The organism is Oscillospiraceae bacterium (assembly GCA_034925865.1).
Lineage (GTDB): Bacteria > Bacillota > Clostridia > Oscillospirales > SIG627 > SIG704.
In genome coordinates this window covers 31,706-46,667 of the sequence record JAYFRN010000037.1, presented here as the reverse complement: position 1 = coordinate 46,667, position 14,962 = coordinate 31,706, and the positions used below count along the sequence as shown (strand labels likewise).

The window sequence follows — 14,962 nt, the reverse complement described above, 5'->3', positions numbered from 1 at the left end:
GAGAGGCTATTATATTTCAATCCACGCTCTCCGTGTGGAGAGCGACCAAGCCATGCGGCACGCGTACCCGGGTCAGAGAAATTTCAATCCACGCTCTCCGTGTGGAGAGCGACGTACTATTTCAGACTGTTGTAAAGCTTGAAATGGAATTTCAATCCACGCTCTCCGTGTGGAGAGCGACTTCTCAATAGTCTAAATAAATTTTCTTCCATTTTATTTCAATCCACGCTCTCCGTGTGGAGAGCGACCAAATTTTTAATAGGCACATACCCATTAGGAGTAAATTTCAATCCACGCTCTCCGTGTGGAGAGCGACCAGTACTTTTAATACTTAATGCTATTGATCAAAATTTCAATCCACGCTCTCCGTGTGGAGAGCGACGGTAAGGCGTTATGCTCTAAGTGCGCGACGGAAATTTCAATCCACGCTCTCCGTGTGGAGAGCGACACAGGAGAGCAAGCAAACGGTACCGGTACAAGCGGAATTTCAATCCACGCTCTCCGTGTGGAGAGCGACCATGATGACAAAAGAAAAGTGGATGATCGGCAAAATTTCAATCCACGCTCTCCGTGTGGAGAGCGACAAGGGCGGCTACACCATGACAGCAGCAGATGAGGAATTTCAATCCACGCTCTCCGTGTGGAGAGCGACTTTTTTCAAACCTCCGGGCATCTCATCATTTATTATTTCACTCCACGCTCTCCGTGTGGAGAGCGACCTCTGCGGCGATTTTGCCTTTTTTGCTTTTATCTATTTCAATCCACGCTCTCCGTGTGGAGAGCGACTCGCAACCGTGCGATTTTCAAATTTAGTTTTATTTATTTCAATCCACGCTCTCCGTGTGGAGAGCGACGGCATACAATCAACTTAAATTCGATTTTGAAAACATTTCAATCCACGCTCTCCGTGTGGAGAGCGACGATATGAATTTGATTTTGATAAAGATAAAGGTAAATTTCAATCCACGCTCTCCGTGTGGAGAGCGACAGCAAAAATGCACAAAAATTTTAAAAATCATTATACACTTTTGACAAATACAATTCATTAAAAGAGCAATAAAAGCTTACAAAGTGTCAAACACATGTTTTTATCCGCTTTTCTCACTCAGAAATCAACGCGAACGATCCGTGATTTTATTGTTCACTTCCTATTCGCGTTAAATTATCAGAGGCTCGCTGACATCAAATGAAAGCTTTGCGCCGACATGCTTTATTTTTGTTTTATAACCGTTTCCCAAATTATAGAAGCGAAGACTGTCGAGTTCCGGATTAATGATTTTTAACAGCCTTTCTTCAATCTCACGCATTTTTGCAGCATCAACCTGACACTCAAACACTGAATTCTGTACTCTTTGACCGAAGTTAACGCATTGCTTTGCTACCTGTCGAAGCCGCTTTCGTCCTGCAGCTGTTTCTGTATTTACATCGTATGTAATAAGGACCATCATAACCTTACCTCCACAAAAACGGCGGATAGGCATCAATATCTCCCCGTATATATCGTGCCAAAAGCTGAGCCTGTACTAAAGGAAGCACCCCCCACTCAGCTTTCTCCCCAAGAAACGGATGAATTATCTCTTCTTGTTTGCGCTTTTGCCATGCAACTAAAACATCACGTCGTGTATTATCATCCATTATAACAGCACTGTTCTCTTTCTGTAGAAATCCGGATGCATTAACCTGGCGTGTATTGATTATTGAAAGAACAAATCTGTCGCACATCGGTGCGCGAAATTCTTCCATTAAATCCAGTGCGAGAGATTGTCTTCCGGGCCTGTCGCGGTGCAGAAATCCGGCATAGCTGTCTAGTCCGGCTGATTCAAGTCCCGCGGCACAATCGTGTGTCAGCAAACTATAGCAAAATGATAACAACGCATTTACATTATCAGTCGGTGGTCTGCGAGTGCGCCCGCACCAGAAAAAGTCATTTTTATTTTGTAATATTAAAAGATCAAATACACCAAAGTATGCGTTCGCCGCCTCTCCCTCTATTCCGCGCAATTCTTCAAGTGTTAAACACTTCTCTGTCATCGTAATTGCCCGGGTTATTCTTTCTGCGGCATTACTTATCTTTTCACAATCAAATTGCATTGAGTGATCACGCATCGCCCGAAGCAGCACAGCACGCTCATTATACAGCTTTCCGCATACAATATATCTTGCCGCTTCAAGAGAACGATTTTCATCATCTGAAACCCGGTATTGCTCTTTACGCAGAAGAATATTGCCATGTTTCTCTCCTTCAACGCGACATAGAAAACGTCCATGCGCGCTCAAAAATGTCAGAGCTATTCCAAGCTCCGCACAGTGATGCATCAGCGCCGGACTGGCTCCGGTATATCCGAAAGTGATAATCCCTTCAAGATTATGAAGAGGAATTCGCTTTACCTCCTGGTCCTTTTCTAATATGACTGCATTTTCTCCGTCTAGAGAAAGGTAAGCATCCGGGTGAGTCACATAGAGGATATTGTGAAGCTTTCTCATATTCTACCTATTATACTCACCTTTCAGCTCATGTTCGAGATATGCTTTTGCAGACTGCTGTTTTGAGATACCGGGAAGACAGATTTCTTTCATTGAGCAGGATGAGCATTTTTTTGATTTTTTCACCGTGGGCGTGCAGCCCCTCTGATAAATTTCATACATCTCCCGCGTCATATCCTTGACTGAATTCCGCAGCTCGTCGGTCAGTAGAATTCCAACGCGTCGGCGAAGCTCACCGTAATATAGGAAAGCTTCATCAATCCGCCGACAGCACAGCATTTCCTCAAGGCACATCGCCTGAGCGCATAACTGCAGTGAATCGGCGTCAGTCGCGCCTCCATCACCACGCTTGTACTCCACCGGGCGCGGTTGCCAAAGTCCTTCCCGTCCAAAAAGCTGCACTCCCTCCGGATCGGCAAGAAATTCCACCACGTCACACTCACCTGTGAGGTGCAGACTGTCCGACCTCACAGGTATCGCCCGGCTGACGATCCGTTCCCCGCGTTTTTCGGTGAAGAATGGATCGTGCGCGCGCTCGTGCATGATTCCGCCGTCGACAGTGAAGAAATTTTCAGCCCATTGCTGTTCAATGTGGATCAGGGCCCACTGGCGCCGGCAGAAGGCAAAATGCTGTAGACCGGAGAGCAGCAAATCATCCATTTGAAAATTCATTGTCCGTCTAGTTCTTCAATGTTGATTCCATCCAACTGAGATATTGTATATGAACCATCAATATTTACTTTGAGGCTTCTATGTACCTTAGCTGAAGACAGAGTTTTTTCATTATGCGTCCACCATATCACTTTCATAACCTCCATGCTTCCTGCCGGCCGAGCGGATGAATCATCGTTTTCAAACATTTTTGTAAGCATTTTTTTAAATATTTCAGCATCCTTGTCAGAAAAGCCCGTTTTCTCCGCCAGTTGCCGGTTTATACTGCCAAACGTTAAATAGACACCGCTGTCGACGCGATGTTTCATTCCCATTGTATCTCCAGCTTTTTGAGAAGGATCTTTCTTATCTGTTTTTAGATTAACGCTTTTTATAATTTGGTTACTTGTTATATCGACCGGTTCAATGCTGAATGCACTTTGTATACTGATAGGTCCACGGATTGCTATTGATGCGCTGTCATCGTCAACACCGGCCAGTACCTGTCCGAAAGCGCGGACATCATACCACTGTTCACAGGCAATTTTTGCTTTTTTTTCTCCGTCCTTATCTTTTGAAAGCTTTTTGATTTCTTCATTTGAATCGTAACGGGCCTTGATACTGCGGTGGTCATCCCTTCTATAATCGTCCGATTGAACAAGAATCGACTGGCCGTCGTCAAGAAGGCGATTGCGTATCTTGCGTTTCAAACATACATCGCTGATCTCACCGTATCCCTCATAATTTACGCGCGGGCGATTGCCATTTAGTGGATCTCCGTTCGGATTAGCATTTTTAACGCTGATAATAATTGCGAAGTCAATTTTTTTAGACAAACTCATTTTGTTATTCCTCCTTGTTATTTGTATTATATAGACACTTGCGCTGCAGTGAATAGCCGAGCAGGTACTTGCCATCAAGCGGTTTATCGCTTTCATAATCCCCGCTTTCAAACTTACTCATAATTTCATCAATCTGCCGTTGGTACCAATCTGCGCCATCAAGACGTTGAATATACGGATTGATCTGACTGTAAATCAGTGCCCACGTGCGGAAGGGCTTTGCTGTAAAGATAGTCATATACCGTATTGCGTTGACAGGACGTTTATCCGAGTTGTCCTTTCCGGTTTGCAGATAACGTGCATGACTCTCAATTTTTTCTGCGATCGCAAGCAGCCGGCCATAAAGATAGCTTCGATCGCGACATTCATTTTCCAGTTCCAATGAAAAATCCTCCTTTTTATTAAAAAAATATTTTCTTGTAATAGCGCAAGTCACGCTTATTGCCGTCTCCCATGTTGACTTGTCCCAGCCACCATCTTCTTTGCTATACGAAAACGGATTTGAAACGCGGTTTACCGCAGCCTTTACCCATCCACTGTCTATATGCTCACCGCAGATTATATCGTGCAGCAGCCGCTCCCGGGTTTGTTTCTTAATTTTTTCGTATCCCTCTCCCTTTGGCTCTCCATATACCGCTTCAATAATTCTGTCTACGCTCGGAGCGGATTTATATTCCCTCTTATCTTTTCGAAACCACCAGCAGCATTGTTCATGCCACAGTACAACACGCTCTATATATTCGTTTTCATGTATGTCCTGATAATATGTAACACTCATACGCCCTGAATTTTTTGTTACCGCATCGACTACGATGACAGCTATCTGTCGTGTTGTTTTACGCAATTTACCGGCATTACCAACGCCGCAATACGCATTGCGTAGCCTTTTGGCATAATCCGTAGCCAGAACATCCTGCGAACCAATAAGTTTATCAGAATCTGTTTTTACTGACTCGTCATCCCCGAAAAATTCATCAGAAGACGCGAAAGGATTGAGAGCAGCTTCGCCTGTGTCGACTGCCCAGGCGACTATTGCCTGCGTGCCGCACTTATATCCCTGAGTCGCAATCAGATATTTTAACATTGCGTGAGCCTTGCCGCTTGCTTCGGCGCTGATTACATTTGCCTGCTCAGGTACAGAAAATCTACCACGAAATGAATAATTCGTAGAATCGTTACTGCTTATCAGCTTTGCTCCGTTTGTATAAGGATTTATTCCTCCTGGATGTTTTAAAACCGTGGGACATACTTTACCTAATACATAACATAGTTCAATAACACCTTCATCGAGCTCAGCTTGATAATTCTGCCACGCGACAGTAACGGTGTCATCTTTCCAAAGACACGGTTTTAAATCTCCCGGAATTTCTACAGAAAATCGTACGAATTGTTTATATATTTCGTCCTGTAATTCCTTTTCTGATTTCTTTTCGCCGTTCTTTTTAAATGTGTTTAATTTATCCTTATCCACTGTTATACCTGATTTACGCAAATCGTTAAGCAGGGTTTCGCGTTTCAGGTAATTATATACCGCGCAGACTTTAGGATGGCGGTCATGCCAGGCAGCAAGCTGTTTGAAATAGGCTTCGCGTTTTTTCTCATCGTAACATATATACCCAAGCTCCTCATGCAGAGGGTGTGGGGAAATCGCTTTACCTGAACGCGATGATGATGATTTTTCAGTGCATGGGATAACGATAACCGCATCGCTGTATTCAGCATGCCTGAATTCTCCTTCACTGTCAATTATAACAATAATATCAGTTTTTTTTGTCATGTGATTTGACGGCAACAGGACATTGCCTTTTTCATCGGGTATGCCAACAATTTCTGGAACGTTATCATATGTCAGCGCTAAATTATTAAACCAATTCACTCAAATTCACCTTCTTCCTCTACCTTAAAATTAACGCCCTTAGTAAAACGCTTGAATTTATATTTTGGACTATATTGACGCACAGTGCGGCTTAGTTCAACTTTTGCAGGATTGGGGAATTCAATAATCCCATCTTTCATATTTTGTTTCCACAGCCGCACGACCAACTCATTTTTACCGGTTTCATCGGGGTAACCGAAGCTGTGGAACATCAGACCGAAATCGAGCGGACCATAGTTATCATAAAACCCCGCCCCTTCTTTGAAAATACAAGGCTCAACATATGCTTGGCATTCCCTTGTTCCTAAAAATATATCCCGGCGTCCTCCCTGCTCTATACAGCGTTTTGCTATATTATGATGCTTGTGTTCGTCTCTGTCTTCAATCAAATCGGTTCTTTGTTCATTCCATTCAAAATGAGCTAAAACCCTGTATTCAACATCACGTAAATATGTGTAATATGATAAGTCGTTTTTTACATTCTTTTTTTTAGGTTGTATTAGTATAGTGCGTATACCTTTGCTTTCGGTCTGTATTTTTTTGATAACACGAACCGCGTCGATATACCAAATAATTGTCGGCTTCCAGTATATACTCTCGAGAATGCCCTTCAGCGCCTGATATGTAGGGGTCTGGTAGCTGAATTTCTCACCTCCGGGACGCGTTATCGGGTCAGAAAACAGCGCGTATCTACCATAAACCTTAAAACTTACCGAATTTCTTTTCTCCTCCATTATAATAAACCTCATACATTCAAAAAAGTGTGGTTGCCTGTAATGTCAATACCCAGTTCTTCATCGTAAAAACCGTCTGCAAGAATTGTCAGACCATTATCATTCGAAAGCGCACCGCGAGAAAGAAGCTCGTCTGTTTGAAATTTGTAAAGAGATACCATATAGCGTTCTATACGGCGTAATAATATTTTCTTCTTATTCAAATCGTTTTCGGTTCGGTATTCATCCAGCAATTCTTTACTGTCCCCATAATAGGTCAACACCTCGGTCTGACCCGGAGCTATAACATAGAATTCATCTGCAGCCGACTTTATTGCGCAGGTCAGCGCAGGTGGTGATTTTTTGTCACCCACATAGGTTTTATACGCATTCCGACCTTGATTATTGTTTGTCAGTAGATCATAAATTGATCCCCCTCCTTTTGTAGGATAATCCATCTGGTTTCTACGTTCATAGAAATAATATGTATAATAACGATCTATATCCAATTGTCCTTCATTTATAAGCCTTCTGGTCGCGTCGGCGCCTTCTTTGATATCTTCAAGTCTGTTTAAATTCTCGCCAGTTATATTTACAACATAGACATTTTTCACTTCTCCAAACTCGTTGTGTCTATTACATCGTCCTGCTGCCTGGTATATACTGTCCAGCCCCGCTAAATCGCGTATTACACATTCAAATGAAATATCAACACCCGCTTCGATGAGCTGTGTCGAAACGCAGATTACATTTTCATTCTGCGATAGGCAGCAGCGAAGCTTAGAAATTACATTATCACGATGAGCGGGACACATATTTGTACTTAGATGTAAAACAATTTTTGTTTGAGTTTTAAGACGCAGGTAAAGCGACTTGGCAGCGTCTTTTGTATTGACTATAATAAGAGTCGAAGTGTGATGCTTTTCAAGGGTAAACCTGCTTAAGTCTTCCGGTGAATAACCAGCAGGGCGTATCATGCTGACAATATCTGTGCGTTTTGGAATTTTTTTGCAAACGGCTATAGAAGGGTATTCGGAAAGAATTATTGGACGTGCCACTTTATCAAGTAATGGTTGTGTCGCTGTACATAGAAGTACGGTTGTACCACATACTTTATAAATAAAATTCACAACACTATTGAACAAATGAACGCATTTTACCGGAAGGGTTTGCACCTCGTCAAAGATAATAATGCTGTTCGTCATATTATGCAATTTCCGTAAATCGCTGCCCTTGGCTGAAAACACACTTTCCAAAAACTGCACTTGTGTAGTCAGAATAATCTGCGAATCCCAGCGGTTGGTTTGTAGCTTGTAGTATTCAGGATCATCGGGCAGAACATTCGAATGATGTTCCAAAACCGTATCACTATCGACATTCAGCGCCTTTCGGATTTCAATTGCGGTTTGAGATAATATTGAAAGGTAGGGTATTACATATATTATCCGGTCGAAATTATGCTTATTTGCATGTTCAAGTGCGAATCTTAGACTTGATAGGGTTTTTCCGCCACCTGTCGGGACTTCCAGTTTATAGATTCCTTTTTCTCGCATTCCGGATTTCGCGCATTGTATGGATATATTATTTCGCAATTCAAGTATCGATTTGTCTGATTTATTCTTTTTACTTTCGTTATTCATAATGTTCAGACGGTTGTTTAATTCAATCAGCATCCCTTCCCAGTCCGGGCATTTTGGATTATGAACTTCGCAACGCTCGAAAAGATATGCATCGAGCCTGTCCGCATCAACGATACATGAAAATAGTAACTTAGTCAGCATCATCGCACCAAATCTCTTATCCGGTGAAATATTTATTACAGATTGAATTTCTTTATATAATATATTGGAATCAAGCTTCAAATTTTGGTCTAGGCTGAGCTTATTCGAACATGATTGTAGTTCTGAAATAAGCGGTGTGCAGCCGTCAGGAGATAAATAATCACGTAAGCTTCTGTGGTGTGATATTATTATATTGGCAAGTATCTCAGCTACCGGTAAACAATCATAATAATCTTCAAATGCTCTTTTCGCGCCATATATACTATGATTAACGCTTCCCCGCTTTGCTTCTTCGGAAAATAAGTAATTTTGAAATTCTACTGTCGCCTTACCTGCATCATGGTATACTCCCGCAATTTTTGCCAGTGTAGCGCTCTTGAACAAATTTGCCCACTGTGATGAAAATTCCGCAACTCTTTCCGAATGCGCAAAAAGAGTCTGTTTTCGACCGTCATCCGTTTTACGTGCATAAATCTCCATGTTCTACCTCATATTCTATATCATTTTCATATCTGTTACGCTTTCTGCGTTATTATTTTATTAACAATTGCCATCTTCGGAAATATGAGCATATTTCATAAATCACCATTTTATATATTTAATATTTATATTTTCTTTTTATTTTTATTATAATATCTATTATTTCCATTGTCAACCATTATTCGACATTTATTTCAAAATTCTTACAGAAAGCATCAGAAAATTATGTTATAATACCCATGGTCTTAATATTTTTTATTATTCAGATACATATATTACCGGCTGTGGAAGCGGTTTAACCAACGTGATACACGCTGAGATACAACCGCGCTGAAACATGGCGTGAACATCAAGAGGCTCTCAGCCATATAGGCCATATTTCTTCCTCAACGACGATTGATATTTATAGCCACGTGACCGACACCATGCAACATCAGGCTGCGGCAAAAATCGTGAGCGGTATGGGCAAAGGTGAGGCATACGAGCCAAGCGAAGCATCGGCGGAACAAGCATGAGAGCACCGAACCGCAAGAAGCTGTTATCAAAGGGCTTGAGCCGTACAAGAGCGAAGTGCGGAAAAGCGGAACGGGTGGGATTTATGAGATCAACAACCATCTATACGAAGGCAGATATACGCCGACAAACGCTCACGGCGAGAGAGTCAAAACGTCTACGCAAAACGCAAGAGAAATGCGTTGAGTTGCCGGAATAAAAATTGTGCAAGCAAGGGCGCAGATTGCAGAAGAAAAATCCGCGATGAAAGCGGCAGCGGAAAAAGCGGACGTGTAAAGAAAAAGCCGGGCGAAACTGCCCGGCTATAAGTTATTATTTGTATTTTTTAAGCATATCCATATACGCGTTGTTTTCACGAAGCCCGGCAAGAACCTTATTGTTTGTTGACAGATAGTAATCAAGAGTCCAATCCAAGAGATTATCGGCATGATACTCATACTTGATCAGATCGCGTAAAACCACATCTTGATTCGATATTTCGGTCACGGATTTAACAAACATCAGGTATTTATCCCTGATACGGATAATATCGTTTATTTCTCCGCCGCGGAACACCATATCATTCGCCAGTCTTCCATATACGGATTCTGCCATCAGACACAGGAATGTTTCTCCTGTTTCACGATAGGAGTATGCGATTGAATCTCCGATATGCTCAGCTCTCATGACTTTTTCCGAGAAATCCTCAGAATCATCGAAAAATATCACTTTTGCTGCTTTATCAGCGGAAAAATTGGCGAGTTCATAAAGATTGCGGCGTACCCAATATCTGAAATCCTGTGTATCTTTGGAAAAGAGTTGTTCGGTTTTTTGCCCAGAGCTTTGATACCACGAAGGAAATTCGGAAAGCAACGTCAAAGCGGCCTGTGTGTCGCCGGAGGCATACAGCAGTTTTGCCTTCATCGTCATGCTTTCGAGCCGAAGATCTTCATCAGTACATCCGCCGAGGATACAGTCACAAATTTGCATCAGTTCGTCACTATGCGCTTTCAGCAATTCCGGATCATTTTCGACAGACCCACCGGCAACATCCCACATATAGCAATTCATTATTCTGTAATCATTAGGATATTCGCTGTGTGCTTTGGCAATATATTTACTGGCTTCAGAATATTTTCCTTCATACTGAAGCTGTCTGTAACTATCCAACACTTTTTTGAGTTCACTTTCAATCAGTTCAGAATCATAACCCATCAGTTCATCAACGCTGACCTCAAAAAGATTAGCAAGCGGGAAAATCAATGTAATGTCCGGATATGTGTCCGCTGACTCCCATTTGCTTACCGCCGCACAGGAAATATTCATTAGTTCCGCAAGCTGCTCCTGTGTCAGGCTTTTTGCTTTGCGCAGGCGTTTGATATTTTCACCTATTCTGATTTTCATATTCGTATCTCCATTCATAAAAGTAATCAAGCGCTTGATTCTGATAATATAATAACTTTCTTGATAGCATTTGTACAGATAACATTAAGCAAGTTGAATTTAACTTTGAGTTAATTAATTGTAATAGTAGTAAAATTTATATCGGATTCGCCAAAATATTAAAAATTTGAGCCGCAATAAAACAAAGAATAAACGTTATGGCGTGTAATGCTGAAAACGTTTTTTACATTCTCATAAGAGTACTATGTGGTCAATATTTTTCCTTCTCTGAAATTATACATCGCATATAAAAATCCGGCTGAAATCATTACTTTTCAGTCGGATTTTTGGTCGGAGTGACAGGATTTGAACCTGCGGCATCATGGTCCCAAACCATGCGCGCTACCAACTGCGCTACACCCCGATTAAGTTTAAGTATGAAGTTGAAAATGGTGAACTAAATATTTTTGCTATATAAAAGCCGAGGCCATGTAAACTGATAATTAGTTTGAAAAACCTCGTCGATCGACGAGGTTTTTCATGGTGACCCGTAGGAGAATCGAACTCCTGATACCGCCGTGAAAGGGCGGTGTCTTAACCGCTTGACCAACGGGCCGTATATGGTAGCGGAAATAGGATTTGAACCTATGACCTGTCGGGTATGAACCGAATGCTCTAGCCAGCTGAGCTATTCCGCCATTTATCGCAACGACTTATGAAGTATACCATATCAAATCCGTTTTGTCAACTGGTTTTTTTAGAATTTTTTCTTCAAAATTTTTGGTAACGATTCAGAATTAATAACTGATGCCTTTAGGCAGATTAAAACGCAATAATCCTGGTATAACCGTCAGATCCAGCCGATGCGCTCTGAAAAGTTCTCCGTCAATGCAAATGCTCGTTCTTCGGTGAGCAATGATTGATAGTGTTTTTAATTTCTTGTAAATAACGAGTTTTTTTCCTGCTTCTGAATTACGTATTGTGCCATTTTTATAAGCTCCCACAAGGGAAATAAAGTTCAGGCGGCTGGTCATTTTTACGAGAGTCATATTGAGCATGCCGTCGTTGATTCTTGCATCGGGAGTGGCGTTATATCCTCCCCCGTAGTGAGTCCCGTTTCCGATGGCTGTAAGCAAAAATTCTCCCGTTATAACTTCGGAATCATCTATTATAATAGTCAGATTTTCATGCGGAAGAGAAAAGAGCTCTACAATAATCCCTATTGTATACGATATAGGTCCAGACAGCAGCGGAAACCTCCTGATGCGCTCTGATTGGGCAACCACCGCGCTGTCAAAGCCCATATTGAACATGTTTACTGCAAGCTTGTCATGGTTATTATCGGCGGAGAAGCGTATTGCGTCAATTACTATGGGATTACCTTCAATTTGAGTCGGTATATCACAAAAGCGTTCAATGTCGCCGAAGCATTTCGTAAAATCGTTTCCGGTTCCTATGGGTATCATACCCAGTATCAGCTTATCCGAAGCTTTATTTTCCGCAATGCCATTTGCAACCTCATTCAAAGTTCCGTCTCCGCCGCACGCAAATAGGCAGGCCCCGGACTCGGGTGCCATATATTCGGCCGCGAATCTGCACGCGTCTCCGACGCATGTAGTCTCATATATTACATAGCTAAATTTCATTTCTCTGGCAGCTGACTCGATTTTCATTTTGATCTCTGATTGACGTTTACCGCTCCCGGCGATAGGGTTGATGATAAAGACGAGATCCATAAATTATATTCCCTTAATAATTCAGCATTAATATTTACATTGTTCTAACAAGAAATTATTTATCTGATACGCCAGTTTGATATCATTGTATCGAATTGCTCTTCATATCCGGTATTACTATCCGGAAGAGCTGTATATGTTATAAGATATGCGACACGGTTATGTATGACTATGACTTGAATCCATTTATAATTATTATACGGAGTTTCCAATGACGATCCGGCTTCTGATGAAGCTTCGCCGGTGCCATCGGTGCCGCCAGTACTGACGGTTTCGGCAGACTCGCTGACAATGCTTCCGGTATATACAATCCGCTTTGCGTCCAGATTCCCGACCTTTATGTCTTTGATCGATATTTCATTATAATCTGAAATGTATGTGTTTATTTCCTCTTTGGAAATTTCAAGATAATCGTCCAGAGTTATTGTGTCCGGTATTCCGTTGTTGTTGCGGTCGATATTTGTGAGCATAATCGTGACTACGCTTACATTTTCCTGAAAATCGTCGGATTCGTCAACAGGTGGAGTGAAAAAGTTAATTATCGAGCCGTCGTATTCCCTCTTTTCCCAATCAGAAGGGTAAATAATCGAAATTTCGGAGTCTTTGTTTTCATACATTGTATATCCGCGCGGAACGCAGGAACATAAAAGTGCAGCACATATTAATAAGCTAAGAAATAAACACAAAAAACGTCGCTTCATTTCAGTTAATAACCTTTCATTTTTTTGATTTTTCTTATATATGTTATTATTTCAAGATTTAGATCTTATTTATCGTATATATATATATTTGAATCCACTATTTTCAAAACTTGCTTTTACCACAATATATTTCATATGCTTTTTCCATAATTATTTTCATATCAGGATGAGGGCTCCCAGTAATACCTCTAAGCCTCAAGTTAAAAATATGTTCATACTCCAAAGCATTTGTTGTAATGACAATTTCTGTTTTTAAGCAAGTTGGTAAAACTGATCTTGCATTCTGAGGTAATATACCTGTCTGCAAAAGATAAAGATAAGTTTCTTCACTTTGCTTCATTAAATCTAAATATCTATCTTTCTGCTCATTATTCCAATTATCATAATCAGAAGGAAGAATTATGCTTATCTCCCCGCCAAATTTTTCTTTTAAATAAGAACAATATCTTGTGCTTTCTTGTGCAAAAGAAGAAGGACGATGCCTAACAAGTTCATGCGATACACCTCTATCACATATTAAATCAAACGAAAAATATTTATGTGTTTTATAAGCCGTCTCTTGTATGTCAGGTATATCATCGATATTAATTATTTTACAATCTACATCTTTAGAAACCATAGATAAATTATCTTTAAGAATGAATCCGCAGGAGTATACAAGGTTAGGGTCAATATTATGTAAAGCACGAAGTAATATTTCTCTACCAAACTCATTTATAGCTCTTAAATTTCCGGAAATTATAAATCTTTTCGGTTTATTTTCAAATTCTTCCACAGAATAATTAAAATACTTACACCCGAATAATAAATGATATACTTTCTCAGATACCTCAAAAATAAAATTAGCATGTTCCAACACTGCATAATGTTTTCTTGCAACAAGATTTTTAAAAAAGAGATTTGCTGTTTCTTCAGTAAAAGCAGAAGAAGATTTATAACACACTCGACCTATTTTTTCTATTTTTATAAAAGGATTTATGTCATCTATAAGCCGTACTTCAGGATATAAAATACGCATTTATTATTTCTCCATATAATGGTTGTGATAATTCTCTTCTGTATTCTCGCATGCGATTCGATATATCGCATATCAGATAAACAGTCTTCTGCGAATTTCGTCGAGCCATTTTTTTCTCCTGCGAAGCACCTCGAAAATAATCGAGAAGAAGAAAAAAACGATAAATACAATCGGCGACCAATTCAGCCAAAGCTCATGTAATATGAACAGGTCAAGAATAACTTCGATCGCAACGGCTAAAAAGCCACTCAATAATTCTATCAGAGAAATTTTCGTCAGCAAAGCAAGTCTTTTACGACGTATGACATACGCGATAATGAGCGAAATGACCGTAAGCGCACCCAAAAGAGGCAGGCAAAGAGAAACCAGCCATTCGATGCCGTCCGTCATATATGCGATCAAAAACAGATATGCGGCTGTCACAAGCCCGTTGAACATAACAAAAAGATACGGCTTCGGCTTTTTGAAAAGCAATGGCAGCAACACCCATACGAATAAACAGACGCATGCCCCGAGAACATAAAGCGACCATGACAAGCTTCCTTCAATAGTCAGGTTGCATAGGAGCGACACCGCGCACGGAATAAGCATGATAAGCGCGACAAGGCATACTACATATTTGAGATCAATGCTTTTTATGACCTCATCAATATGCTCCGGATACGGTCTTTTATCAGGTTCTTTCCATGGCTTCGCAGGATTTATGACCACCACGCCGCATAGCGGGCATTGCTTTTCTGCGTCGCCGAGTTCGACACCGCAATTTACGCAATATGACATTTAGTAATTCATTCCTTCCCTGTTA

At 41.0% G+C, this 14,962-nt stretch carries 13 protein-coding genes, 3 tRNA genes and 1 CRISPR repeat array; of the genes, 1 reads left to right on the top strand and 15 read right to left on the bottom strand.

All coding sequences use genetic code 11. The features are described 5' to 3' along the window. Nucleotides 1-13: 13 nt before the first annotated feature. Nucleotides 14-988: a CRISPR direct-repeat array (repeat unit 33 nt; unit sequence ATTTCAATCCACGCTCTCCGTGTGGAGAGCGAC). Nucleotides 989-1,157: 169 nt separating this feature from the next. From cas2 to cas3, 7 genes are read right to left on the bottom strand one after another with little or no spacing between them, the layout of a single operon-like run. Further along, nucleotides 1,158-1,448, bottom strand: a complete 291-nt coding sequence (cas2, locus tag VB118_11580) for a CRISPR-associated endonuclease Cas2 (protein ID MEA4833239.1) — start codon at nt 1,446-1,448, stop codon at nt 1,158-1,160. A 4-nt stretch (nt 1,449-1,452) separates the two neighbouring features. Next, on the bottom strand, nt 1,453-2,484 hold the full coding sequence (cas1c, locus tag VB118_11575; GenBank protein MEA4833238.1) for a type I-C CRISPR-associated endonuclease Cas1c: 1,032 nt from the start codon (nt 2,482-2,484) through the stop codon (nt 1,453-1,455). A 3-nt stretch (nt 2,485-2,487) separates the two neighbouring features. After that, nucleotides 2,488-3,156: a CRISPR-associated protein Cas4 gene (gene cas4 / locus VB118_11570; protein MEA4833237.1), complete on the bottom strand. Its 669-nt coding sequence runs from the start codon at nt 3,154-3,156 to the stop codon at nt 2,488-2,490. Continuing rightward, nucleotides 3,153-3,977, bottom strand: coding sequence for a type I-C CRISPR-associated protein Cas7/Csd2 (cas7c, locus tag VB118_11565; protein MEA4833236.1), 825 nt, complete (start codon nt 3,975-3,977; stop codon nt 3,153-3,155). Before cas7c ends, cas4 begins: the two co-directional genes overlap by 4 nt. Before the next feature lie 4 nt (nt 3,978-3,981). Beyond that, a complete protein-coding gene (gene cas8c / locus VB118_11560) occupies nt 3,982-5,853 on the bottom strand; it encodes a type I-C CRISPR-associated protein Cas8c/Csd1 (GenBank protein MEA4833235.1) in 1,872 nt (623 codons plus the stop codon). Then, nucleotides 5,850-6,587 carry a type I-C CRISPR-associated protein Cas5c gene (gene cas5c, locus VB118_11555; GenBank protein ID MEA4833234.1) on the bottom strand — a complete coding sequence of 246 codons (738 nt, stop codon included), beginning with the start codon at nt 6,585-6,587 and terminating at the stop codon, nt 5,850-5,852. Before cas5c ends, cas8c begins: the two co-directional genes overlap by 4 nt. A gap of 11 nt (nt 6,588-6,598) precedes the next feature. Then, nucleotides 6,599-8,827 carry a CRISPR-associated helicase Cas3' gene (cas3, locus tag VB118_11550; protein ID MEA4833233.1) on the bottom strand — a complete coding sequence of 743 codons (2,229 nt, stop codon included), beginning with the start codon at nt 8,825-8,827 and terminating at the stop codon, nt 6,599-6,601. A gap of 471 nt (nt 8,828-9,298) precedes the next feature. Here cas3 and VB118_11545 point away from each other — a divergent pair, with 471 nt between their 5' ends. Beyond that, nucleotides 9,299-9,526 (top strand): hypothetical protein, encoded by a 228-nt coding sequence (locus tag VB118_11545; protein ID MEA4833232.1) that lies wholly within the window; start codon nt 9,299-9,301, stop codon nt 9,524-9,526. A 126-nt stretch (nt 9,527-9,652) separates the two neighbouring features. On the opposite strand, the gene VB118_11540 is transcribed toward VB118_11545, so the two are convergent. The 8 genes from VB118_11540 to VB118_11505 all read right to left on the bottom strand — a co-directional run bounded on the left by VB118_11540 (nt 9,653) and on the right by VB118_11505 (nt 14,937). Then, nucleotides 9,653-10,723 (bottom strand): helix-turn-helix transcriptional regulator, encoded by a 1,071-nt coding sequence (locus tag VB118_11540; protein MEA4833231.1) that lies wholly within the window; start codon nt 10,721-10,723, stop codon nt 9,653-9,655. A 327-nt stretch (nt 10,724-11,050) separates the two neighbouring features. After that, nucleotides 11,051-11,126: transfer RNA gene (locus VB118_11535), tRNA-Pro, on the bottom strand. A gap of 117 nt (nt 11,127-11,243) precedes the next feature. Further along, nucleotides 11,244-11,318, bottom strand: a tRNA-Glu gene (locus VB118_11530). 5 nt (nt 11,319-11,323) lie between these two features. Beyond that, nucleotides 11,324-11,400: transfer RNA gene (locus tag VB118_11525), tRNA-Met, on the bottom strand. A 99-nt stretch (nt 11,401-11,499) separates the two neighbouring features. Then, a complete protein-coding gene (locus VB118_11520) occupies nt 11,500-12,438 on the bottom strand; it encodes a diacylglycerol kinase family protein (GenBank protein ID MEA4833230.1) in 939 nt (312 codons plus the stop codon). 59 nt (nt 12,439-12,497) lie between these two features. Continuing rightward, on the bottom strand, nt 12,498-13,055 hold the full coding sequence (locus VB118_11515; GenBank protein MEA4833229.1) for a hypothetical protein: 558 nt from the start codon (nt 13,053-13,055) through the stop codon (nt 12,498-12,500). Nucleotides 13,056-13,242: 187 nt separating this feature from the next. Then, complete coding sequence (locus VB118_11510; GenBank protein MEA4833228.1) at nt 13,243-14,157, bottom strand: FAD-dependent thymidylate synthase; 915 nt, start codon at nt 14,155-14,157, stop codon at nt 13,243-13,245. Between the two features lie 72 nt (nt 14,158-14,229). Then, the gene (locus VB118_11505) at nt 14,230-14,937 is read right to left on the bottom strand and encodes a DUF6320 domain-containing protein (GenBank protein ID MEA4833227.1); all 708 of its coding nucleotides are present in this window, start codon (nt 14,935-14,937) and stop codon (nt 14,230-14,232) included. Nucleotides 14,938-14,962 lie beyond the last annotated feature (25 nt).

Bases quoted from the DNA above. Each gene is read 5' to 3' on its own strand.
- cas2 (MEA4833239.1), bottom strand. From the start codon at position 1,448: ATGATGGTCCTTATTACATACGATGTAAATACAGAAACAGCTGCAGGA.
- cas1c (MEA4833238.1), bottom strand. From the start codon at position 2,484: ATGAGAAAGCTTCACAATATCCTCTATGTGACTCACCCGGATGCTTAC.
- cas4 (MEA4833237.1), bottom strand. From the start codon at position 3,156: ATGAATTTTCAAATGGATGATTTGCTGCTCTCCGGTCTACAGCATTTT.
- cas7c (MEA4833236.1), bottom strand. From the start codon at position 3,977: ATGAGTTTGTCTAAAAAAATTGACTTCGCAATTATTATCAGCGTTAAA.
- cas5c (MEA4833234.1), bottom strand. From the start codon at position 6,587: ATGGAGGAGAAAAGAAATTCGGTAAGTTTTAAGGTTTATGGTAGATAC.
- cas3 (MEA4833233.1), bottom strand. From the start codon at position 8,827: ATGGAGATTTATGCACGTAAAACGGATGACGGTCGAAAACAGACTCTT.
- VB118_11540 (MEA4833231.1), bottom strand. From the start codon at position 10,723: ATGAAAATCAGAATAGGTGAAAATATCAAACGCCTGCGCAAAGCAAAA.
- VB118_11520 (MEA4833230.1), bottom strand. From the start codon at position 12,438: ATGGATCTCGTCTTTATCATCAACCCTATCGCCGGGAGCGGTAAACGT.
- VB118_11515 (MEA4833229.1), bottom strand. From the start codon at position 13,055: ATGTATGAAAACAAAGACTCCGAAATTTCGATTATTTACCCTTCTGAT.
- VB118_11510 (MEA4833228.1), bottom strand. From the start codon at position 14,157: ATGCGTATTTTATATCCTGAAGTACGGCTTATAGATGACATAAATCCT.
- VB118_11505 (MEA4833227.1), bottom strand. From the start codon at position 14,937: ATGTCATATTGCGTAAATTGCGGTGTCGAACTCGGCGACGCAGAAAAG.